The organism is Nocardia sp. NPDC052112, from assembly GCF_040680135.1.
Classification (GTDB): domain Bacteria; phylum Actinomycetota; class Actinomycetes; order Mycobacteriales; family Mycobacteriaceae; genus Nocardia.
Genome location: NZ_JBFAWD010000012.1, coordinates 130,061 through 152,841 on the forward strand (window position 1 = coordinate 130,061; position 22,781 = coordinate 152,841).

The 22,781-nt window shown below is 65.8% G+C and carries 20 protein-coding genes; 10 read left to right on the forward strand and 10 right to left on the reverse strand.

The features are described from left to right. Positions 1–57: 57 nt before the first annotated feature. A complete protein-coding gene (locus AB0L58_RS23880; protein ID WP_364389789.1) occupies positions 58–495 on the reverse strand; it encodes a MerR family transcriptional regulator in 438 nt (145 codons plus the stop codon). Between the two features lie 124 nt (positions 496–619). Here AB0L58_RS23880 and lon point away from each other — a divergent pair, with 124 nt between their 5' ends. The 3 genes from lon to AB0L58_RS23895 all read left to right on the forward strand — a co-directional run bounded on the left by lon (position 620) and on the right by AB0L58_RS23895 (position 6,902). Next, on the forward strand, positions 620–3,037 hold the full coding sequence (gene lon, locus AB0L58_RS23885; RefSeq protein ID WP_364389791.1) for an endopeptidase La: 2,418 nt from the start codon (positions 620–622) through the stop codon (positions 3,035–3,037). A 107-nt stretch (positions 3,038–3,144) separates the two neighbouring features. Continuing rightward, positions 3,145–4,785, forward strand: coding sequence for an FAD-dependent monooxygenase (locus AB0L58_RS23890; RefSeq protein WP_364389793.1), 1,641 nt, complete (start codon positions 3,145–3,147; stop codon positions 4,783–4,785). 236 nt (positions 4,786–5,021) lie between these two features. Continuing rightward, on the forward strand, positions 5,022–6,902 hold the full coding sequence (locus AB0L58_RS23895) for an ABC transporter ATP-binding protein (RefSeq protein WP_364389795.1): 1,881 nt from the start codon (positions 5,022–5,024) through the stop codon (positions 6,900–6,902). Between the two features lie 49 nt (positions 6,903–6,951). On the opposite strand, the gene AB0L58_RS23900 is transcribed toward AB0L58_RS23895, so the two are convergent. Further along, a complete protein-coding gene (locus AB0L58_RS23900; protein WP_364389797.1) occupies positions 6,952–7,947 on the reverse strand; it encodes an oxidoreductase in 996 nt (331 codons plus the stop codon). A 57-nt stretch (positions 7,948–8,004) separates the two neighbouring features. Then, positions 8,005–9,075 carry a DNA polymerase IV gene (locus tag AB0L58_RS23905; protein WP_364389799.1) on the reverse strand — a complete coding sequence of 357 codons (1,071 nt, stop codon included), beginning with the start codon at positions 9,073–9,075 and terminating at the stop codon, positions 8,005–8,007. Between the two features lie 222 nt (positions 9,076–9,297). On the opposite strand from AB0L58_RS23905, the gene AB0L58_RS23910 reads away from it, so the two are divergent. From AB0L58_RS23910 to AB0L58_RS23920, 3 genes are all read left to right on the forward strand, one after another. Next, entirely contained in the window at positions 9,298–9,906 is a 609-nt protein-coding gene (locus tag AB0L58_RS23910; RefSeq protein WP_364389801.1) for a DUF1707 domain-containing protein, read from the forward strand. 70 nt (positions 9,907–9,976) lie between these two features. Then, complete coding sequence (locus AB0L58_RS23915) at positions 9,977–12,769, forward strand: FAD-binding and (Fe-S)-binding domain-containing protein (protein ID WP_364389802.1); 2,793 nt, start codon at positions 9,977–9,979, stop codon at positions 12,767–12,769. Positions 12,770–13,094: 325 nt separating this feature from the next. After that, positions 13,095–14,042, forward strand: a complete 948-nt coding sequence (locus AB0L58_RS23920) for a DNA-3-methyladenine glycosylase 2 family protein (protein ID WP_364389803.1) — start codon at positions 13,095–13,097, stop codon at positions 14,040–14,042. 152 nt (positions 14,043–14,194) lie between these two features. Here the strand turns inward: AB0L58_RS23920 and AB0L58_RS23925 are convergent, their stop codons facing one another. After that, positions 14,195–14,380, reverse strand: a complete 186-nt coding sequence (locus AB0L58_RS23925; protein WP_364389804.1) for a hypothetical protein — start codon at positions 14,378–14,380, stop codon at positions 14,195–14,197. A 20-nt stretch (positions 14,381–14,400) separates the two neighbouring features. Next, entirely contained in the window at positions 14,401–14,691 is a 291-nt protein-coding gene (locus AB0L58_RS23930; RefSeq protein WP_364389805.1) for a hypothetical protein, read from the reverse strand. Positions 14,692–15,269: 578 nt separating this feature from the next. Here AB0L58_RS23930 and AB0L58_RS23935 point away from each other — a divergent pair. The 4 genes from AB0L58_RS23935 to AB0L58_RS23950 all read left to right on the forward strand — a co-directional run bounded on the left by AB0L58_RS23935 (position 15,270) and on the right by AB0L58_RS23950 (position 16,973). Beyond that, complete coding sequence (locus AB0L58_RS23935; RefSeq protein WP_364389912.1) at positions 15,270–16,169, forward strand: helix-turn-helix transcriptional regulator; 900 nt, start codon at positions 15,270–15,272, stop codon at positions 16,167–16,169. Further along, positions 16,166–16,363, forward strand: a complete 198-nt coding sequence (locus AB0L58_RS23940) for a DUF397 domain-containing protein (protein ID WP_364389806.1) — start codon at positions 16,166–16,168, stop codon at positions 16,361–16,363. Before AB0L58_RS23935 ends, AB0L58_RS23940 begins: the two co-directional genes overlap by 4 nt. A gap of 12 nt (positions 16,364–16,375) precedes the next feature. Next, on the forward strand, positions 16,376–16,603 hold the full coding sequence (locus AB0L58_RS23945; RefSeq protein ID WP_364389807.1) for a DUF397 domain-containing protein: 228 nt from the start codon (positions 16,376–16,378) through the stop codon (positions 16,601–16,603). A gap of 172 nt (positions 16,604–16,775) precedes the next feature. Then, positions 16,776–16,973, forward strand: coding sequence for a hypothetical protein (locus AB0L58_RS23950; protein WP_364389808.1), 198 nt, complete (start codon positions 16,776–16,778; stop codon positions 16,971–16,973). A 56-nt stretch (positions 16,974–17,029) separates the two neighbouring features. Here the strand turns inward: AB0L58_RS23950 and AB0L58_RS23955 are convergent, their stop codons facing one another. The 5 genes from AB0L58_RS23955 to AB0L58_RS23975 all read right to left on the reverse strand — a co-directional run bounded on the left by AB0L58_RS23955 (position 17,030) and on the right by AB0L58_RS23975 (position 22,670). Beyond that, entirely contained in the window at positions 17,030–17,776 is a 747-nt protein-coding gene (locus tag AB0L58_RS23955; RefSeq protein ID WP_364389809.1) for a succinate dehydrogenase/fumarate reductase iron-sulfur subunit, read from the reverse strand. Positions 17,777–17,778: 2 nt separating this feature from the next. Then, positions 17,779–19,719 carry a fumarate reductase/succinate dehydrogenase flavoprotein subunit gene (locus tag AB0L58_RS23960; protein ID WP_364389810.1) on the reverse strand — a complete coding sequence of 647 codons (1,941 nt, stop codon included), beginning with the start codon at positions 19,717–19,719 and terminating at the stop codon, positions 17,779–17,781. A gap of 30 nt (positions 19,720–19,749) precedes the next feature. Beyond that, positions 19,750–20,580, reverse strand: a complete 831-nt coding sequence (locus tag AB0L58_RS23965; RefSeq protein ID WP_364389811.1) for a hypothetical protein — start codon at positions 20,578–20,580, stop codon at positions 19,750–19,752. A 535-nt stretch (positions 20,581–21,115) separates the two neighbouring features. Further along, positions 21,116–21,403 carry a hypothetical protein gene (locus tag AB0L58_RS23970; RefSeq protein ID WP_364389812.1) on the reverse strand — a complete coding sequence of 96 codons (288 nt, stop codon included), beginning with the start codon at positions 21,401–21,403 and terminating at the stop codon, positions 21,116–21,118. Between the two features lie 211 nt (positions 21,404–21,614). Further along, positions 21,615–22,670 carry an alpha/beta hydrolase gene (locus AB0L58_RS23975; protein WP_364389813.1) on the reverse strand — a complete coding sequence of 352 codons (1,056 nt, stop codon included), beginning with the start codon at positions 22,668–22,670 and terminating at the stop codon, positions 21,615–21,617. Between the last annotated feature and the right edge of the window lie 111 nt (positions 22,671–22,781).

Sequence of the window (22,781 nt, forward strand, 5' to 3'; positions counted from 1 at the left end):
TTGGCTCGGACGGGGTGTCAATGCGAGACCAGGGCCGCAGCCGCGGCCGCTCAGCGATCAACCAGGACGCCGGTCACCGACGGCGATTCGACCTCGGTAGATGTCGAGTTTGTGCTCGATGAGCGCGAGGTTCTCCTGGATCTCGGCGAGTTTGGCGACCACCTCGGCACGGTGCGCTTCCATCAGCGCGATGCGTTCCGGCTCGTTGCCATTTCCCGCGGCCACGAGTTCGGCGTAGCGACGGATGGTCTGGATGGGCATTCCGGTGGCGCGCAACCGGGTGCACACGAAAATCCAGTCCAGGTCCAGCTGGTGGTAGCGCCGTCGCCCGCTGGCGGTGCGGTCGACGGGGGTGATGACCAGGCCCGCGCGTTCGTAATAGCGCAGGGTATGCACGCTGACCCCGGTGCGGCGCGCGGCCTCACCGATACTCAGCCCGTCCGGATTGTCGCAGCGAACGGGTCCGGACGCCGGCCGCGCATTGACTTCGAGCACGCTCCGAATTCTAGTGCCGCAGCGGGCGCCGATCGCTCTGAGCGAACGGGGGTGGTGGTGTGGAACAAACGTGGATGGACCGGGGTTGACTGGGCATCGCTCAACTTTTGGAAGGGTCGAACACGTGACTACACCACAGAACCTGCCGGTGCTGTTCCTGACCGATCCGATCGTGCTGCCGGGCATGGTCGTGCCCATCGAACTGGACGAATCGGCGCAGGCCGCCATCGACGCCGCGCGCGCCGCGAATACCGACGCGGTATTGCTCGCACCTCGATTGACCGAGGGCTACGCCTCCTACGGCGTCGTCGCCACCATCGAACAGGTCGGCCGGATGCGCGGTGGCGCGCCCGCCGCGGTGCTGAAAGCCGAACGGCGCGCCAAGATCGGTCACGGCGTGACCGGACCGGGCGCCGCGCTGTGGGTCGAGGCCGAACCGGTGGAAACGCCCGCCGTCGACGGCCGCACCAAAGAGCTTGCCGCCGAATACAAGAAGCTGGTCGTTTCGGTGCTGCAGCGCCGCGAGGCCTGGCAGATCATCGACGCGGTCAATCAGCTGACCGATCCGTCCGCGATCGCCGATACCGCGGGCTACGCGCCGTACCTGAGTGCCGACGAGAAGCGTGAGCTGCTCGAAACTCCGGATACCGCACAGCGTTTGACCAAGCTGATCGAGTGGACCAAGGCACACATCGCCGAGGCCGAGGTCACCGAGAAGATCAGTGAGGATGTCCGCGCGGGCATGGAGAAGAGCCAGCGCGAATTCCTGCTGCGCCAGCAGCTCAATGCCATTCGCAAGGAACTCGGCGAGGACGAGCCCGACGGCGCGGACGACTACCGCACCCGGGTCGAGCAGGCCGATCTGCCCGATGACGTGCGTGCGGAGGCATTGCGCGAGGTCGGTCGATTGGAGCGGGCCAGCGATCAGAGCCCGGAGTCCGGCTGGATCCGAACCTGGCTGGATACCGTCCTTGACCTGCCGTGGACCGTGAAAACCACCGACAGCACCGATGTTTCGGCCGCCCGCGCGGTGCTGGACGCCGACCACCACGGCCTGGACGAGGTCAAGGATCGCATGGTCGAGTACCTGGCCGTGCGCTCTCGTCGCGCCGCGCGTGGACTCGAGGTCGTCGGTGGACGTGGCTCCGGTGCGGTGCTCGCGCTGGTCGGCCCGCCCGGTGTCGGCAAGACCTCGCTCGGTGAGTCGGTGGCACGGGCCATGGGCCGCAAATTCGTCCGCGTCGCCCTCGGCGGTGTGCGCGACGAGGCGGAAATCCGTGGTCACCGGCGCACTTACGTCGGTGCGTTGCCGGGGCGGATCGTGCGTGCCATCAAGGAGGCGGGCTCGATGAATCCCGTTGTCCTGCTGGACGAGATCGATAAGGTCGGCTCGGACTTCCGTGGCGATCCGGCGGCGGCTTTGCTCGAGGTGCTGGATCCGGCGCAGAACCACACGTTCCGCGACCACTACCTGGATCTGGATCTCGACCTGTCCGATGTGCTGTTCATCGCGACCGCGAATGTCATGGAAACCATTCCGGGCCCGCTGCTGGATCGGATGGAGCTGATCACCGTCGACGGCTACACCGAGGACGACAAGGTGGCCATCGCCCGCGACTTCCTGGTGCCGCGGCAGCTGGAGCGCAATGCGCTTACCGCGGACGAGGTTTCGATCACCGATGCGGCATTGCGCGAGGTCGCGGCCAACTACACCCGGGAAGCCGGGGTGCGGCAGATGGAGCGGTTGATCGCGAAGGCATTGCGCAAGGCCGCGACTCGGCTGTCCGAGGACGGAACCGACTCCGCCACCGACAAAACCGTGGTGTCGCTGGGATACGACATCGAGCTCGGCTACGACGCGCTGGCGCCATCCGGATCGCTGACCATCGATCTGGACAATCTCGAGGGCTACCTGGGTCGTCCGCGCTTCACCCCGGATTCGGTGGAACGCACCGCGGTCCCCGGTGTGGCAACGGGTTTGGCGGTCACCGGTCTCGGCGGCGATGTGCTCTACATCGAGGCCAACGGCGCCGAGGGCGAGCGTGCGCTCACCCTGACCGGTCAGCTCGGTGATGTCATGAAGGAGTCGGCGCAGATCGCCCTCACCTACGTGCGCTCGCACCTGGTGGAGATCGGCATCGAACCGTCGGTGCTGGATCGCAATATCCACATCCACTTCCCGGCGGGGGCGGTGCCGAAGGACGGGCCGTCGGCGGGTGTCACCATGGTCACCGCCCTGGTGTCGCTGGCGCTTGGTCGCCAGGTGCGCGCGGATGTCGGCATGACCGGTGAGGTCACACTGAACGGCCGGGTGCTGCCGATCGGTGGGGTGAAGCAGAAGCTGATGGCCGCGCAGCGCGCGGGTCTGAAGACGGTATTCATCCCGGCCCGCAACGAGCCGGATCTCGATGATGTGCCCGCGGACGTGTTGGCCGCCCTGGATGTGCGTCCGGTCGCCGATGTGGCCGAGATCCTGGCCTACGCCATCGAGCCGGTCGCCGAACCGGCCCTGGACGCTCCCGTCTTCGCGGCGAGCGCCTGATATCCGAGCCGAACGGGCCGTGCCTGCGGGCACGGCCCGTTTCGGGTGCATGGTCGCCGTGACCGTGACGCAAGGGCGGTGCAAGCCCGTGCGCACACCATCGTGGCATGACTTCCACGCAGCAGATTCCCGTTCTCGTTGTCGGCGGCGGCCTGGTCGGACTGTCGGCCGCGCTGTTCCTCGAATATCACGATGTCCCTTACGTTCTCGTCGAGAAGCGGACCAGGACATCGGCGCTGCCCAAGGCTCGCGGCCTACACACCAGGACCGCCGAGCTGTTCCGCCAGGTCGGCGTCGAGGAGCGGGTCCGGCAGGCCGCCGCGACCGCATTGCGGGCGGGCAGCTTCGGCGGTGCGAGCCGGGGCGTCAGCCTGATCGCGGCGCAGCCACTGGACCTCGGTCACTTGCGGGCGGCGATGACGGCCGGCGATCCGAGCCCGTCGCAGTTCTGCTTCCTGCCCCAGGTGCTGCTCGAGCCGGTGCTCGCGGAGCAGGCTCGGGAACGCGGGGGTGATCTCCGGTTCGGGGTCGAGCTCATCGACTTCGCGGCCGATGACTCCGGTGTCACGGCAACCCTGCGTGACGAATCGGGCCGCGGCTCGGCTATCCGGGCCGACTACCTCATCGCCGCCGATGGTGCGGCCAGCCCCATCCGTCGGGCACTGGGTATCGCGGGCTGGGAGGTGCCGCCGACCCGCCACTACATCAATGTCTTTGTGCGGACGGATCTTACGGGTGTGCTCGGCGGTCGCACCTTCAGCCAATGCGAGGTCGGCAATGACACGGTGCGCGCACTTGTCTTGTCCAAGAACAACACCGACGAATGGTCCTTCCAACTCGAATACGATCCGAACCGAGAGACGGCCGCGGACTATCCGGACGAGCGCTGCGTCGGGTTGATCCGCGCGGCCATCGGCGTGCCCGATATCGATGTCGAGGTGCTGGCGCGGAGTGCTTGGGACACCGGCAGTTTCGTGGCCGATAAGTATCGATGCGGGCGGGTCTTCCTCACCGGCGATGCCGCCCATCGGCACGCGCCGTGGGGTGGATTCGGCGGCAATACCGGTGTCGCCGACGCGCATAATCTGGTCTGGAAGCTGGCCGCCGTGCTGTCGGGTACCGGCGGGCCCGCACTGCTCGATTCCTATCAGGCCGAACGGTGGTCACGTGCGATCATCGCCGCCGAACAGGCCAATCTGGGGGACGACTTCGAGACCCGCTACGGCATCGAAACACCTGATAACGCGGATATTTTGGCGAAGCGGTTGGATTTCGGCGCGGTCATGTCCCGCTTCCGGTACTCGTCGAGCGCGGTATCGCGTAAACCCGCGGATTGCGTCGAATGGGTCGAGCCGCATGTCGATCGGCTGGCGGGACAGGTCGGAACGCGGCTGCCGCACCTGTGGCTCGACGCCGAGCTCACCGCATCGACCCTGGATCTGTGCGGACCCGGTTACGCGCTGCTGATCGCCGGAAACTCGGCCGCCTGGCGCGATGCCGCGGCCGATGCGCAGCGCGTGACCGGAATCGAGATCGCGGTACACGGTTTGGGCGCCGAATGGGGTGCCTGCACCGATCTGCCGACGGGTGGTGCACTGCTGGTGCGTCCGGACGGACATGTGGCCGCGCGCTCCGACGAGGGCATGTATCCCCGGTCGCTGGTCGCGACATTGCGGTCGCTGCTGGGTTGGTCGGCCGATCGGCAACCGCTGTGGAGCTCGCGCTCGACCGAGCACGCAGTGCCCTGAACCTCGCGCACGGCACCGGTTCGACATCCAGACGTTCGGGCATCACGCGGCATCGGCGAGTTCACGCACGACACCGATGGGGCGGTGCGGATTTCACCGCCGAGTCGGTGTCGCGAGTACTCCAGCGTTTTCGCTGTGCGCGAACCTGCTGCCGGAAGGGCTTGTGCTCAACCTTTGTTGAGGTCTTAGTGTCGGTGGCCAGGTGTTCGATGGGCGGGAGCGAGAGGGAGCAGTACGTGAGTATCGAATCGGTGGCGTGGAGCCAGATGTATCGGCGGGCGAACGCGCCGCAGGAGCAGCGGCCGTTCCGGCTCGCCACGGCGAAGCGCATTCTGCGGTTCGCGCGGCCGCATCACCGCCGGATCGGCGCGTTCCTGCTGTTCAGCGTGGTGTCCGCGCTGCTCGCGGTCGCGACGCCGGTGCTGGCGGGGCGGGTGGTCAACGATATCGTCGGCGGTGCGGCACCAAGGATTGTGGTTACCCTCGCCATCCTGATCGGCGGGCTCGCGGTGGTGGACGCCGCGCTCGGGGTGATCATTCGCTGGCTGTCCTCGCGCATCGGTGAGGGGCTGATCCTGGATTTGCGCACGGCCGTTTTCGATCATGTGCAGAAGATGCCGGTCGCGTTCTTCACCCGGACCCGCACCGGGGCACTGGTCAGCCGCCTGAACAGCGACGTGATCGGAGCACAGCGCGCGTTCAGCGATACGCTCTCCGGTGTCGTCACGAATCTGGTGACCCTCGCGCTCACCCTCGCCGTCATGGGCCGCATCTCCTGGCAGATCACGCTGCTCGCGCTGGTGCTACTGCCGGTTTTCGTGGTTCCGGCGCGGCGGATGGGCAATCGGCTGGCCGGATTGCAGCGGGAAGCCGCGGGCCTCAATGCGGCGATGAGCACCCAGATGACCGAACGGTTCTCCGCACCCGGCGCGACGCTGGTGAAGCTGTTCGGACGGCCGCAGCAGGAGTCGGACGAATTCGCGCTGCGGGCACGGCGGGTGCGCGATATCGGGGTGCGCACGGCGATGCTGCAGACCGTTTTCGTCACCTCGCTGACCCTGGTCTCCGCGCTGGCGCTGGCGCTGGTCTACGGGCTCGGCGGGTGGTACGCGCTGCGCGGCCAGCTGGATGCCGGTGCGGTGGTATCGCTTTCGCTGCTGCTGACCCGCCTCTACACGCCGCTCACCGCACTGGCCAGCGCGCGGATGGAGATCATGTCCGCGCTGGTGAGTTTCGAGCGGGTCTTCGAGGTGCTGGATCTGAAACCGCTGATCGAGGACGCACCGGATGCCGGCGCGGTGCCCGCGGGCCCGGTCGCCGTGGAACTGGACAATGTCACCTTCGGCTACCCGTCGGCCGATAAGGTCTCGCTCGCCTCGCTCGAGGATGTCGCGACGCTGGATACCCGCGGCGGGGTGGAGGTGCTGCACAATGTGTCGCTGCGGGCCGAACCCGGTCAGCTCGTCGCACTGGTCGGTTCTTCCGGTGCCGGAAAATCGACTGTGGCCCAACTCGTTTCCCGGCTCTACGACGTAGATGGCGGTGCGGTTCGGCTGAACGGTACCGATGTGCGCGACCTGACCACGACCTCGATCCGCGATACCGTCGGCCTGGTCACCCAGGACGGCCACCTGTTCCACGACACCATCCGCGCCAATCTGCTGCTGGCCCGGCCGGAGGCGACCGAGGCGGAGCTGTGGGATGCGTTGCAGCGGGCCCGGTTACGTGAGCTGGTGACGTCACTGCAGGACGGTCTGGATACCGTCGTCGGCGAACGCGGCTATCGCCTTTCCGGCGGTGAACGCCAGCGATTGACCATTGCCCGGCTGCTGCTCAAGCAACCTCGTGTGGTGATCCTCGACGAGGCGACCGCATCACTGGACTCGACCTCGGAAGCCGCTGTCCAAGAGGCACTTTCCGAGGCGCTGGACGGTCGCACCGCACTGGTGATCGCGCATCGCCTCTCCACCATTCGCGCCGCCGATCAGATCCTGGTGCTCGAGGACGGCCGCATCGTGGAGCGTGGCACGCACACGCAATTGCTGGCCGCCGGCGGACGCTACGCGGAGCTGTACCGGACGCAGTTCGCGGACGAACCGGTCGAAGTCGCGGCCTGAGTCCGTATCCACCGAAGCCCGGCGCGGTCCGCGCTTCGGTGGGTAGGCGTCAGAATTCGCCCGCGACGCCGAATACGGTGCGGCCGGAGTGGCTGCCGTGGTGAATGGCGTGCAGGATCTTCTCGGCTTCGGTGATGGGAGCGAAGTTCTCGATGGTCGAAAGGTGTTGCGGCCGTAGCTCATTGGCGAGCCGAGCCCACAGTGCGCGCCGCTTGTCGATCGGGACGTACGCGGAGTCGATGCCGAGCAGCGAGACGCCGCGCAGGATGAAGGGCATGACGGTGGTCGGCAGATCCGCGCCGCCGGTGAGGCCGCTGACCGCGACCGCACCTCCGTAGCCGATCGCACTGAGGATATAGGCGAGGGATTTGCCGCCGACGCTGTCCACCGCACCGGCCCAGGTGGCCTTGGACAGTGCGCGCAGTTTGGCATCCGGATCCTCCGGCAGGCGGCCGATCACCTCGTTCGCGCCGAGTTCGGCGAGCCGATCACTCGCATCGGTCTTACCAGTAGACGCGATCACCTCGAAACCGAGGCCCGACAGGATATCGATGGCCACGCTGCCGACACCGCCGGTCGCGCCGGTGACGAGCACCGCGCCGGTCTCCGGGGTGAGTTCGTGATCGAGCAGGCCCTGCACGCTGAGTGCGGCCGTGAAACCGGCGGTGCCGAGCGCGGCCGCGTCCCGGGTGCTGAGACCGGCGAGCTTGACCACCCAGTCGGCGGGCACCCTGGCGTATTCGGCGAAGCCGCCGTGATGTGAAACGCCGATATCGTAGCCGTGCGCCACCACTTGGTCGCCGGGCGCGAAATCGTCGACCTCGGAGGTGACGACCTCGCCGGTGATATCGATACCGGGGATGATCGGATAATTCCGGACCACGCCGCCGCCCGCGGTGATCGCCAGCCCGTCCTTGTAGTTCGCGCTCGAGTAGTGCACTTTGATCGTGACCTCACCCGGTCCGAGGAAATCCTCGTTGACCTGCTGCCGCGTGAGCACGATCCCGCTGTCCGATTCGTGTGCCACCATCGCCCAGAACTCCATGCCGACGAGCATACGAGCGTCGGCCGGCGCCGGGGTGGATCTTCGCGTCGGCCCCGGCTATTGCGGTACGAGTTCGAGGCGGACGCCGAGCAACCGAACCGGGCGATCGAGCTCGAATCGGTCGATGATGCGCAGGGCCGTTTCCACGATGGTCGCGATATCGGTGGTCGGCTCCGGAAGTTTCTCCTGTTTGCTCCGGGTGAAGAAGGTGTTGCTGCGGACGGTCACCGAGACGCGCAGCGGGATGCGGCCCGCGGCGCCCATCTCCTCGCCGACCTCCGTGGCCAGCCGCGCCACTTGTGCGCGGATCTCCTCGGTTTCGGTCAGATCGTGCGGGAACGTCTCGGATTTACTGCGGCCCACCGGAATTCGTGGTTCGGTGCTGACGTCGGTATCGCCCTTGCCGTGGCCGAGCACCCAGAGATATGGGCCGGTATTCGGACCGAATTCGGCGGCGAGGCGCTGCCGATCGGCGGCCATCAGGTCGGCGACCGTTTCGATGCCGAGGTCGGCCATCCGCGCGGCGATCCGACTTCCGATGCCCCACAGCGCATTCGTCGGACGGTGCGCCATCACCTCGACCCAGTTCGCGGCGGTGAGCCGGAAGATGCCCGCCGCCGCGCCATCGGTATCGGCGGGCGCGGCCGAGGACTTGCCGGCGGATTTGGCGAAGCCGGTCGCAAGTTTGGCCGTGAGCTTGTTGTCGCCGATGCCGATGGCGCAGGTCAACTCCAATTCGGCAATGGCGCTTCGGATTTCGCGTGCGAGCTGCTCCGGATCGTCGGTATCGGCGGCGAGGAAGGCCTCGTCCCAGCCCCAGACCTCGACGCGGCCGGGAAAGGTCCGCAGCAGCGCCATGACTTCGTCGGACGCATCCTCGTAGGTGGCCATATCCAGCGGCAGGAAGATCCCGTCGGGACATTTGCGCTTGGCCGAGCGCAATGCCATCCCGGCGCGCACCCCGAATGCCCTCGCCGGATACGACGCGCAGGTCACCACCTTGCGCGGTTCGTCGGGGTCGCCATTGCCGCCGACAATGACCGGTCGGCCGCGCAGCTCCGGATGGCGACGGAATTCCACCGCCGCCTGGAACTGGTCGAGATCGACGTGCAGCAGCCACCTGGGCATAGATATGTTTTACCGCACGGGAATGACAAGTAGCGGAATTGGCAACACTCGATTCGGCCAACGCACGAGCTGATTTCGCGGGCACCCGGGTAACTCGTCGGGTACGTCCAGATCTGGGCAAATGCTCGGCCGCCGGCCCGCGACGCGACGTGTGCGGCAAAAGGCGCGGGGCGGCGGGGAGCCATCGTACGATCGCAGCAGACGAGCCAGGGGATGTATTCGATGACCGATGCAGAGAACAACCTGCCCGCAGTGCCTGCGGTTCGGGTCGGCGATATCGATCGCGAGGTCGCGGCCAAGCAGCTGCAACTCGCCGTCGACGAGGGGCAACTCGATCTGCTCGAACTGGATAGACGTCTGGTCGCGGTCTATTCGGCGCAGACGACGCAGGAACTCGTCGCCATCACGTCCGATCTGCCGGTGCTCGCCGCCGCACGCGAACCCATCGAATTGCGTACCGGCAGTGGCGCGCGGGTGAAGGACGGGGAGTGGATCGTCCCGGCCGAGATCACGGCCGAATGCAGCTCCGGCGGTATCAAAATCGACTTCACGCGGGCATTGTGTCCACATCGGGAGGTTGCGGTGCATATCGCGGTTGGTTCCGGCGCGGTCCAGTTGATCGTGCCGCGCGGCTGGCGGGTCGACCTCGATCGGGTGCAGGCCAAGAGTGGCACCATCAAGAACAAGGTGACCGAGGGCGGTCTGCCCGGATCGCCGCTCGTGCGGGTCGACGGCGAGATCGGTTCGGGCGCGGTGGTGGCGAAGTATCCGCGCCCGCCGCGCCGATCGCTCCTGGCCTGGCTGCTGCGCCGTCCACGCCCGACCGCATGAAAACAGCCCGATCCACAGTTTGCCGAGGTGGCTGCGGGCCGTGCGGGTAGGGCGTGCATAGGCTGGCAGGGTGGGTACGGAGCGATTGGCGGCGGCGTTGGGGCGTGGGATTGCGGGCGAGGTCGACGCGTCCGCGCGCAGGCGTGCCGAATACTCCTCCGATGCGTCGAACTATCGGGTGCTCCCGGCTGCGGTGGTATTTCCGCGGGGTGCCGAGGACGTGGCGCACACACTCGAATTCGCCAGGGGTAATGGGCTGTCGGTGACCGCCCGGGGTGCGGGGACATCGGTGGCGGGCAATGCCATCGGCCCCGGGATCGTGCTGGACTTCAGCCGGTATATGAATGGCATCGGCGAGCTGGACCCCGAGCGGCGCGTCGCACGCGTTCAGCCCGGCGTCGTCCTCGCCGAATTACAGCGCAAGGCCGGTGTGCACGGGCTGCGATTCGGGCCCGATCCGTCGACGCAGAATCGGTGCACGCTGGGTGGGATGATCGGCAACAATGCGTGTGGACCGCATGCGGTGGCCTGGGGGCGCACCTCGGATAATGTGCGTGAACTGCGCATTATCGACGGGACCGCGGCCGAGCGGACGCTCGCGGCCGACCCGTCCGCAATCCCCGGCCTGCCCGAATTCACCAGGGCCGGTCTCGCGGTGATCCGCACCGAACTCGGCCGATTCGATCGGCAGGCCTCCGGCTATGGACTGGAACATCTACTGCCGGAACGTGGTGCGGCGGTCGCGAAGTCGTTCGTCGGCACCGAGGGGACCTGTGGGTTGCTGCTCGAGGCCACGGTGGATCTGGTGCCGCTGCCGCGGGCCACCGTACTCACGGTGCTCGGCTATCCCGATATCGCAACAGCCGCCGATGATGTCGCGGCGGTCATGGCCTGCGACCCGATTGCGGTTGAGGGCATCGATGCGCGACTGGTCGATATCGTGCGCGTACACCGCGGGGCCACCAGCGGGGTACCGGAACTGCCGCGCGGTAGCGGCTGGCTATTCGTCGAGTCCGCCGGTGAAACCCCCGCCGAGGCGTATGCCGTGGCCGAGAGGCTCTGCCGGACCGTCGGTGCGCTGGACTCCAGGATCGTCACCGATCCCGGTGTCGCCGCGGCACTTTGGCGCATTCGGGCGGAGGGCGCCGGGCTGGCCGGGCGCACCCCGGCGGGTCATCCGGCCTGGCCGGGCTGGGAGGACGCGGCTGTCCCGCCGGAGCACCTGGGGGCGTATCTGCGCGATTTCGCCACGCTGACAATGGACCACGGTGTGGATGGATTGCTCTACGGTCATGTCGGCGACGGTTGCATCCACGTTCGTCTCGATCTGCCGATTGCCGATGCGCCGCGACGCTTTCGGAATTTCATCCAGGATGCGACCGAGCTGGTGGTTCGCTACGGCGGTTCACTTTCGGGTGAACACGGCGACGGGCGCGCTCGCTCGGAATTGCTCTCGGTCATGTACTCCCAGGACGCACTCGACGTATTTGCCGGGTACAAGGCACTTTTCGATCCGGATGATGTGCTGAACCCGGGTGTGTTGGTCGCACCGCGTCCCATTGATGCCGACATGCGGTTGGTTGGGGTGCGCCCGATCGACGGTGCGGGTGGTTTCGCCTTTCCGCACGACAACGGCGATATCGCAGCGGCAGTGCATCGCTGCGTCGGTGTCGGCAAATGCCGCGCGGACACCCGCGCTACCGGTGGTTTCATGTGCCCGTCGTATCTGGCGACCGTCGACGAGAAGGACAGCACCCGCGGGCGAGCCCGCGTGTTGCAGGAGGTGGTGCGGGGTGCACTGCCCTGGTCATCCGAGGCGGTCGCCGAATCGCTCGATCTGTGCCTGTCCTGCAAGGCATGTCGCTCCGACTGTCCGGCCGGGGTCGACATCGCGACCTATAAATCCGAGGCGCTCTACCGCCGCTATCGGCGCCGTCCGCGCCCTATCGATCACTACACGCTGGGCTGGCTGCCGCGCTGGCTAGGTGCCGCGGGCCGCCTGCCGCGAATGGCGAATGCGCTGGCCGAAGTCGGTTGGTTGCGCCGCATCGCCTTGCGTGCTGGCGGAATTGATCCACGACGCGAGGTGCCGAGGCTGGCGGACCGCAGCTTCCGCAGGCTCTGGCGCGACCAGAGTGGTGGGCAAGGCGGTTCGGTCCGGGCACCCGAGGTAATGCTGTGGATCGATACCTTCACCGATGCCTTCGACCCCGAAATAGCCCAGGCCGCGGTGCGACTGATGGAATCCCTCGGCTACCGGGTCCGCATACCGGGACGCCGGGTGTGCTGCGGGCTCACCTGGATCAGCACCGGCCAACTCGACGGCGCCCGAGCTCGGCTGCGCGCGACACTGACCGAATTGGATGAGCATGTGCGCGGCGGCGGCCTCGTCGTCGGCCTGGAGCCGTCCTGCACCGCGGTCCTGCGTTCGGACCTGCCCGAACTGCTACCGGACGACCCACGAGCGGCCGCGACCGCGGCCGCGGTGCGCACACTCGCCGAATTCCTTGCCGAACAGCCGGACTGGCGGCCGCCACCGCGACCGGGACAGTCGGTGGTCGTCCAACCGCATTGCCATCACCATGCCGTACTCGGATTCGACGAAGATCGCCAGATGTTAGCCAGTATGCAGATAAATGTGACTGAGATCACCGGCTGCTGTGGTCTGGCCGGAAACTTCGGAATGCAATCCGGCCATTACGACATTTCGGTCGCCGTAGCCGAGAACGGCTTGCTCCCGGCATTGCGGAATGCCGCCGACGATTCGATCTTGATAGCTGACGGGTTCTCGTGTCGAACCCAGGCTGTGCAGCTGAGCGGCCGCCGAGGTCTGCATCTGGCGCAGTTCCTGCTCGGCGAATGAGGCTCAGCTGCCGAACGGCAGCGTGCCGGGTGGAATCTGGTAGCCCGAGCTGCCCGCGGAAACAGCACCCCAGGCATTGAGCAACCAGTTGAGCACGTTGGTGATCATTTGTGTACCTCCACTAGGGTGACTGCCAGCGGTTTGCCGAACGCATCAATATCGCCATGCTTATTCGTCACGTTACAAAATAGCGAGGATCTGCGATTAGGCCGAATCCGCATGGTGGATCAGGCATTCGGACCGACATAATTGTGAGCCGGGCAACATTCGACATTCCGCGGGAGGTCCGCGTTCGCACCACCCGCCCACCGGGCACAATGGGTCGGTGCGCAATCAGACGGCCGCGCCGGACCTGAGCCGGGCCGGCCTGACCAGGACGGTCGCCGCGGAGCGGCCGATCGATCTCGCGCCCACCCTGGCGCCGCTGTCGCGCGGCCGCGGCGACCCGTGTCACCAGGTCACCCATGACGGCGCGCACTGGCACGCCTCCCGGATGTCGACCGGCCCGGTCACCTACCGCCTGACCCAGGCCGATCGGCACACGGTCGATGCGCACGCCTGGGGTCCGGGCGCGACCGAATTCCTCGATGGCCTCGACCATATGCTTTGCCTGGACGAGGACGTCTCCGACTTCACTCCCGAACATCCGAAAATCGCCGACGCGCACCGCCGCTTTCCCGGCTTGCGCATGCTGCGCACCGGCCTGGTCTTCGAGGCATTGGTACCCGCCGTGCTGGAACAGAAGGTGCACACCGTCTCCGCCCGCGCCTCCTGGCGAAAGCTGGTGCGACAGTTCGGATCGCCCGCTCCCGGCCCGGCGCCGGTCGGACTGCTGCTGCCGCCGGACGCCGATACCTGGCGCCGGATCCCGTCCTGGACCTGGCATCGTGCCAATGTCGGGCCGCAGCGCGCGCAGACGATCGTGCGCGCGGCCCGGGTGGCGGATGCGCTGGAGCGGGCGGCAGCCGAAAATCCGGCGGAAGCCGCCCGTCGCCTGCGCACGGTGCCCGGTGTCGGGGTGTGGACCGCCGCCGAGATCGGGCAGCGCGCCTTCGGTGACGCGGATGCCCTCTCGGTCGGCGACTACCATCTGGCGGCTATCGTCGGTTGGACACTGCTGGGCGAACCCATCGACGATGACGCGATGGTCGAATATCTGGAACCGCTACGGCCACATCGCTATCGGGCCATCCGTCTGCTGGAGATCAGCGGTTACGCGCACAAGCCGAAGTTCGGCCCGCGTACCCCGCTCACCGACCACACCTGGCACTGAGCGGATCCGCCGGCCAACTCGCTTCGGCTGCTCGTATTTCGTCCGCGCGACAGCGTGTCGTCGATTGGCCAGGGATTCGGCGGTCACCCAGCGCAGCACCCGAATACAGTCGGTAAGTACCTCCGGCGCACCCGGCGGCTCGGCAGTGGGCCTCATAATTGCAGCGCCCGCTCGTCCAGCACACATTTGCCCGCCTCGACCAGCGTGGTCCGCGCCGCACGGCGGACCCGGCACCGGTCGACAGTGCAGTCGATATGCAATTGCATTGCGGCGTGGGCTTGTTCGATTGTCATCACACCGGGGTCGTTTCCGCAGGCGAGCAGCGATGCGACAGGCATGTGTAGGTTGGTGAGTTGCATTAGACAACCTCTGCCCGGCGTCGCACCGAGCGGACCTGTCGGGTGTACCGGGAGACCGGTCCCTGATCCCACGGGGCATGTTGAACCGCCATACCCACCGCCTCGAGTACGGTCAGGCCGACCTCGTCCGCGAGATCGCCGACCGCGGCGAACAGCGATGGCACCACCTCGGCAACCTTCAGCGCGGCAACCGCCTGGTCACAGGTCAGCGTGCGTCCGGGCAAATAGGAAACCACCCAGCTCTCCTGCCCGACGCTACGCGCGCGATGCGGGGTCAAATCGCTGGTCATCAAGGACGACGCTATGACACTTACAGCCATGACTCCTCGTTCCTACGTGCGATTCCTACGACGGTCGCGACGCGCCCGGAGGCGCTGGCTTGCGTGACCACGGAGGGCGCCGCGAGCGTCGCCATCGAATACTGTGCGCGCCCGGAGGTTTCACAGGAGGAGGGAAGAGGCGCCTGTTCCGCTCCGGGCACACTCTCAGCACACCACCGCGGCGGAGTCCGAACGATGTCCTTCGTGGATATCCAAAGATTTGAGGCGAATTCCCAGCACAAAACCCAACTCGGAAGGGAGGATTCTCCATAGTGGACGAAAGAGCCCGCTGCCCAAGCGAAGTAACGGGGAACCGAGCTTGTGGGGTCGCCCGGAGCCAAACCCTTGGGTGAGCATCCGAGTCCGCGGCGTGGGCGAGCGAACCATGTCACAGGGCACATCGCGCACGCCGGGACCGGAGACGGAAGCCCTGCGTAACCGCGCAGGAACCAGGGAACGTCGCAATTGAATACAGAACGGAGCGTGCTGTGTCAGCGAATTCGGCAAGAGCGTCGGAGAGTTCCAGGAAATCCGCGCGGGAGTCGGACATCTCGGACCGACTATCCCCCGAGAACGCCGCGTCCACTCTACCCAGGCGCCAACTCGGCAGATACCTCCGGGACTGGCGGACACAGGCGGGCTTGACCATCGCGGAGGCATCCAGGCTGATGGAATGGGGCGCAAGTACGCTGCAGCGCTTGGAGAAAGGCCAGGCCGACCGCATTCGAACCATCGATATCCAAGAGCTGTGCCACATTTACGGCATTCCGGACGAACTGTCCGACGGTCTCAAGGGCCTGGCCCAGCAAGCCGCCGTCAAGAGCTGGTGGCATGCCTACGGCGATCTCATCCCCGAAAACTTCGACGTCTATGTCGGTTTGGAGGCATCCGCCCAACAACTAACCTCCTACCAATCCGAAATCGTGCTCGGCCTACTGCAGACCGCCGATTACGCCAGAGCCCTCAATCGCCTTGGCTATCCGAAGGATTCGGACGACGAGATCGAGCGCCGGGTCCAATTGCGGATGCAGCGTCAGGCTTTGATCACCCGCAAGGTCGCACCGGCGACGGTGAACGTGATCTTGCACGAGTCGGTTTTGCGTCGGGTGGTCGGTGGCGCCAAAGTGATGGCGGCGCAGCTACGTCATCTTGCCGATATCAGTACCCAACCCAATATCTCCCTGCGTATCCTGCCGTTCGCGGCCGGTGTTCCGCTCGGAGTGTCCACCGGACCGTTCACGGTTCTCGAATTCGGAATCGACAACAAGGGCCAGCCGATCGAGCCGCCGGTGGTGTACGCAGAGGGCTTCACGGGGGATCTCTACCTCGAAAGACATGCGGATGTACGGCGGTACGATCGTGCGCACGAGTGCCTCCAGCGCTGCGCGCTGGATATTCAACCCAGTAGACATCTGCTCCGGCAGATAGCGAAGGAGTATGCGGCATGAGTATGGATTTGGTTGGCGCGCAATGGTTCAAGAGCACCCGCAGCGGTGCGGGCAAGGACTGCGTCGAGATCGCCTTCCTCGCGGGCGGCGGGGTCGGCGTACGCGACAGCAAAAATCCCGGTGGACCTGCCCTCGTCTTCGGCGCGGATGCATGGGACGCTTTCACCGCACGTGTTGCGGGCGGCGAGTTCTGAGGAGTTGCGGGCATGAGCATCAATGACGGCGCGAAGGTGGATCTGACCGATGCGGTCTGGCGTAAGGCCGGCGACGGCGCGGGTAAGGACAGCGTAGAGGTCGCGCTATTGGATGCCGGGCACGTCGCGCTGCGCGACGGCAAGGACCCGGACGGACCGGTCCTGGTCTTCACTCCGGGTGAGTGGGCCGCCTTCACGGCTGGTGTGCACGATGGTGAGTTCGACCGACCGCGGTCGTAGTGCGATCGACCCGGCGGTTGTTGTACCCGTCGGGTCCTGTCACGTGACGGCAGCGGCGTCCGGCTGGGCGCCTCGTCGCAATGATCGTATGCGCTCGGGAAGATCACGAAATAGTGCAGATTCGACAACGAAACCGTGTTTGCCGAGGGGGATTACGGGTAGCCCACATCTTGTGGACCGTGGGCTCAAGAGTTCCCATCCCCGGTACAAGAAACTGCGGCCGGGCGATTGGGTGGAATGGCTGATCGTGGCACTGCTTTTCACAGTGTCGGCGGTCGGCGTATTCGTCCTGACCGGCTCGTTCCTCTCGGCACTTTTCGTCGGGGTGCTCGTGTGGGTCGTCGCCGTCGGGGTTGTCGCGTTGTTATAAGGGTGCGCCGACCGGCCGGGTATTCCTACCCCGGCCGGTGGTCTCGCAGTGGTTGATCAGCGCCGAAAGAGCTTGTTGCCCAACCACACCAGCGGATCGTACTTCTGGTCCGCCACCCGTTCCTTCATCGGAATCAGGGCATTATCGGTGATCTTGATGTGCTCCGGGCAGACCTCGGTACAGCATTTGGTGATATTGCAGAGCCCGAGCCCCTGCTCTTCCTGAGCCAGATCGCGACGATCGGCCACATCGAGTGGATGCATCTCCAATTCGGCAATCCGCATCAGGAAGCGCGGACCGGCGAACGACTCCTTGTTCTCCTCGTGGTCGCGGACCACGTGACAGGTGTTCTGGCACAGGAAACATTCGATGCACTTGCGGAACTCCTGGGAGCGCTCGACATCGACCTGCTGCATCCGGTAGTCGCCCGGCTTCAAGTCGTCCGGCGGGGTGAAAGACGGTATCTCCCTGGCCTTCTGGTAGTTGAACGACACGTCGGTCACCAGATCTCGGATCACCGGGAAGGTGCGCATCGGTGTGACGGTGATCAACTCGTCCGGCTGGAAGGTCGACATCCGGGTCATGCACAGCAGCCGCGGCCGACCGTTCACCTCGGCCGAACATGAACCGCATTTACCCGCTTTACAATTCCACCGCACCGCGAGATCCGGCGCCTGGGTGGCCTGCAGCCGGTGGATGATGTCGAGCACCACCTCGCCCTCGTTCACCTGGACGGTGAAGTCGTGCAATTCCCCGCCGTCGATATCACCGCGCCACACGCGGAATTTGGCGTCGTAACCCATTCCTACGCCTCGCCTTCCGTGGCCGAAACCGAACCCTCCGGATGGGAGTCGAGTTCGGCTGGGTTGTAATACTTTTCGAGCTCACTCAGATCGAAGAGCGAGAGCAGATCGTTTCGCATCGGGATCTGGTCCTCCGGGGTCACCCGCACACCGGGCACCGGTCCGTCCGCATCGGCGGGATCGATCGCGCACACCAGCAGTTTGTTGCGCCAGTCCGGATCCATGGCGGGGAAGTCGTCGCGGGTGTGTCCGCCGCGACTCTCGGTGCGCAAAAGGGCAGCCTGCGCGACACATTCGCTGATCAGCAGCATATTGCGCAGGTCGAGGGCGAGATGCCAGCCCGGGTTGAACTGCCGATGCCCCTCCACCGTCACGCTGTCGAAGCGGGTTCGCAGTTCGGCGAGGCGATCGATGGCCTCCCGCAATTCGTGTTCCTTGCGGATGATGCCGACCAGATCGTTCATGGCCTGCTGCAGATCGGTGTGCAGGGTGTACGGGTTCTCCCCCGTCCCTTCGGTGGGCGGATCGAACGGCGCCACAGTGGCCTTCGCGGCCGCGTCGATATCGGCATCGGCGATTGCGGGGCGCTCGGAAAGCTGTTCGACGTAGGTTGCCGCACCGAGTCCGGCCCGCCGACCGAATACCAGCAGATCGGACAGTGAATTGCCGCCGAGCCGGTTCGAGCCGTGCATACCGCCGGAACACTCGCCGGCGGCGAACAATCCGGGCACGGTCGCCGCACCGGTATCCGGATCGACCTCGATTCCACCCATCACGTAGTGGCAGGTCGGTCCGACCTCCATCGGCTCCTTCGTAATATCCACGTCCGCAAGTTCTTTGAACTGATGGTGCATCGAGGGCAGGCGTCGCCGGATCTCCTCGGCGGGCAGTCGCGAGGCGATGTCCAGGTACACGCCACCGTGTTCGGTGCCGCGTCCCGCCTTCACCTCCGAGTTGATGGCACGGGCGACCTCGTCGCGTGGCAGCAGATCCGGGGTGCGGCGGGCGGAGTCGTTATCGCGCAACCACTGATCGGCCTCTTCCTCGGTCTCGGCATACTGCCCCTTGAAGACCGGCGGAATGTACTCGAACATGAACCGCTTGCCTTCGGTGTTCTTCAGCACGCCACCGTCACCGCGCACACCCTCGGTGACCAGAATGCCCTTCACACTGGGCGGCCAGACCATACCGGTCGGATGGAACTGCAGGAATTCCATATTGATCAGCGTCGCGCCGGCCCGCAGTGCCAGCGCGTGACCGTCACCGGTGTACTCCCACGAATTCGAGGTGACCTTGTAGGACTTACCGATGCCGCCGGTCGCGACCACCACGGCGGGCGATTCGAACAGTACGAACCGTCCGGACTCGCGCCAGTATCCGAACGCACCGGCGATCCGATCGCCATCCTTGAGCAATTCGGTGATGGTGCATTCGGCGAAAACCTTGATGCGCGACTCATAGTCGCCGGTCTCGGCGAAATCCTCCTGCTGCAGCGAAACGATCTTCTGCTGCATGGTCCGGATGATCTCGAGTCCGGTGCGGTCGCCGACGTGTGCCAGCCGCGGGTAGGTGTGGCCACCGAAGTTGCGCTGGCTGATCCGGCCGTCGGCAGTCCGATCGAACAGTGCGCCATAGGTTTCCAGTTCCCACACTCGGTCGGGTGCTTCCTGGGCGTGCAATTCGGCCATGCGCCAGTTGTTGAGGAACTTGCCACCACGCATGGTGTCCTTGAAATGGGTTTGCCAACTGTCTTTTTCATTGGCATTGCCCATCGAGGCGGCGCAGCCGCCCTCGGCCATCACGGTGTGTGCCTTGCCGAACAACGACTTGCACACCACCGCGACGGAGAGACCGTGTTCGCGTGCTTCGATCACCGCGCGCAGTCCGGCGCCACCGGCACCGATGACGACGACGTCGTACTTGTGCCGTTCCACTTCTGGCATGGCCGCGAAACTCCTGGTTTGTGAGGGCGGTTAGTTGATGAACCGCAGATCCGAAATCGTGTCGCTGGCAACCAACATCACGTAGAAGTCGGTCAACACGAGCGTGCCGAGAGTGGTCCAGGCCAGCGCCATGTGCCGGGTATTGAGCTTGGAGACCTGGGTCCAGAACCAGTACCGCACCGGGTGGGCGGAGAAGTGCTTGAGTTTGCCGCCCATGATGTGCCGGCAGGAGTGGCACGACAGGGTGTAGGCCCACAGCAGCAGCACATTGCCGGTCAGCACGATATTGCCGAGACCGAAGCCGAAGCCGCCGGTCTTGCCGTGGAACGCGGTGATCGCGTCATAGGTATTGATCAGCGAAACGAGCACGGCCACATAGAAGAAGTAGCGGTGCGCGTTCTGGATGATCAGCGGCAGTTTGGTCTCGCCGGTGTACTTGGCGTGCGGTTCGGCGACCGCGCAGGCGGGCGGGGAGAACCACACCGCGCGGTAGTAGGCCTTCCGGTAGTAGTAGCAGGTCAACCGGAACCCGAGCAGGAACGGCAGCACCAGGAAGCCCAGCGGCAGGATCGCCGGGATGTGGCCGAACCACGCGCCGAAGTGACTGGAGCCCTCGACGCAGTCGCTGCTCACACACGGCGAGTAGAACGGCGTCAAGTAGTGGTACTCCGGAACCCAATATGCCGTTCGCACATACGATCTGACGGTCGCGTAGATGACGAACGCGCCTAGTCCGACGGCCGTCACTAGCGGTGGGACCCACCACCGGTCGGTGCGCAGTGTGCGCGCGGAGATGGCGGCTCTGGTCTTGCTGAAGACGCCGGTGCCCGTTTCCGGGGCGGCGGTCGGTGCGGCACTCACAGGTGGATGCCTCGCTGATCTGCTGTGCGGATGGTCCCCGTGACCTCCGCAATCGAATGTGATGCTGAGCACCATACGACACGCCTGCTATGGCGTAGCGGGGTCCCGCCAAACCTGACCCATCCTCAGGTCCGTGATTTCCGCCACATTCGATCGAGGTTTGGTCGCCGCACCGGGTGGTGAACCGGTCAGGGAGCCTTCGCCATTGCCGTTCGCGGTCGTCGTATTACTGGCCGACCGGTCGCGGCAGCGGACTGCGGGCGGTGCATTGCCGCAGCCGTGGTGATGGAACCGCTTGCGCCGGTGCGGGAATGGGATCGCCACCCGCGTGACCTGCTCGATGTCAACGATGCGGCAGTCGGGCCGAAGGCGGCGTGTCGGCCCCGCGCTCGACGCAGCCAACGCGACAACTCATTTCGCGAGGGTCTGGGCAACTCGTCGGGCACGCCCAGAGCCGACGCGTTACCGACCGCCGGTCCGCGACGGAAGTTGTGGCGTGCCCGACGACCGGCAGAAGGTGTGAGGAGGCGAAGGCTTACTTCGTGCGCGGGCGGGAGTGGAAGCCGAGGCCCTCGTCCTGTGCGCCCATCCACGCCGCTTCGTCGGATTTGCTGTCCGGCACGTAGATCGTCTCCTGCGGACGGCGCATGATCTCCTGCGGCGGCGACTGCTCGAGTTCGTCGGCGTCGATGACGAGCCGCTCGAGGTCGTTCTCCAGTCGTCGCACCGAGTTGGCGTCACCGTAGTGGGTGCGCAGTGCGCCGATGGATTGCCGGAGCTGGCCGACCGCGTAGCGCAGGTCCGCTATTTCGCTGCGTGTCATCGATACCTCCTGTGTTCCTTGGCGGACAGACGAACTCGATGGGTAGCGGGTGGATCCATGTCTGCCTGCCCGAGACCGCGCTCTACCGAGTCGTGTGACTCACCACACAACGTGATCTACAACACAGTACGTGAGGAATTCGATTTTGGCTCGTGGTGCCCACAATGTCGGTTGTTCGCCCGAGTGCTGCATGGGGTTGCGGCGAGCGTTCTCAGCTGGCGGTGGCGTACCCCGGGCCATGGCCTTGCATGGCCGCGATGACCCGATCGACGAGGGCGACGATGGACAGTGCCACCTCCTCGGCCCGCTCCAGATGCACGCTGTGCCCGGCACCCTCGAGCCGGACCAGCTCGGAGCCGGCCAGGTGTGAGGCGAGCACCACCGAATGCGCGAACGGCACCACTATGTCGGCCGAACCGGCCAGCACCAGCGCCGGAATGCCGCCGAGTCGGTGCAGCGACGCGGTCTCGTCGAAGGTCATCAGTGAGGCCAGGAAGGTCGACATGGTGAGCAGCGGGGTGTCGTTCATCATCGCTGCGGCCACCGCGACCATGCGCGGATTCGTCCGCCTGGTACCCATATTCGCCTCGCGGGCGATCGGCTCGAAGATCCGGCGCGAAAGACGCTTGGAGGCCTGCATGAGCCGGGGTGCCCGCCGCACCGCGACCTGCAATGAGTTCACCGCACGCCGATTCAGGAAGCGGCCGAGTCCGACCTCGGTGATGCCGTTGGCCGCACCGGCGATCAGGCCGACTCCGACCACCCGGGTGCCGATGGTTGCCGGGAAAAGTCGGGAGTAGGCGAGGGTGACCATCGCGCCCATCGAATGTCCGATGAGGATGATCGGGCCGGTCGGTACCACCGACCGCAGAACGGCATCGAGGTCGTGGCCGAGTTGGTCGATGGTGTAGGTCGATGGATGAGCGACGCCGGATTCGCCGTGTCCCCGGTGGTCGTAGAAGACCATGCGCACATCCGCTTCGCCGACGCTGTACCCACTCACCCCGTCGGCTCCGCCGACTACCGTCCCGCTGTACCCACCCACCCCGTCGGCTACGCCGACTACCGTCCCCCAGTGCCGCAGCAATTGATCGCGCAAAAATGACCAGGACTCGGCACGCAGGCAGTGACCGTGAGCGAAGACGACGGTCAGGTGCGCATCGTCGGCGCCGAAGGTACGGACCGCGATCGGGGTGCCGTCGTCGGCCGATACCGTGATCCGGTGGCCGTCGTAGTCGGCGGCGCGCCGGGCAGTCGTCGTTGACATGACGATTCTCCTGTGTCTGGTAGGACACCCGGTTCGGAGCGTTCTTGCCCGGTTGTCGCGCGGAATTCCCGCACTGTTAGCGCGCCATACCGTCCGTTATGTACGCGTTGT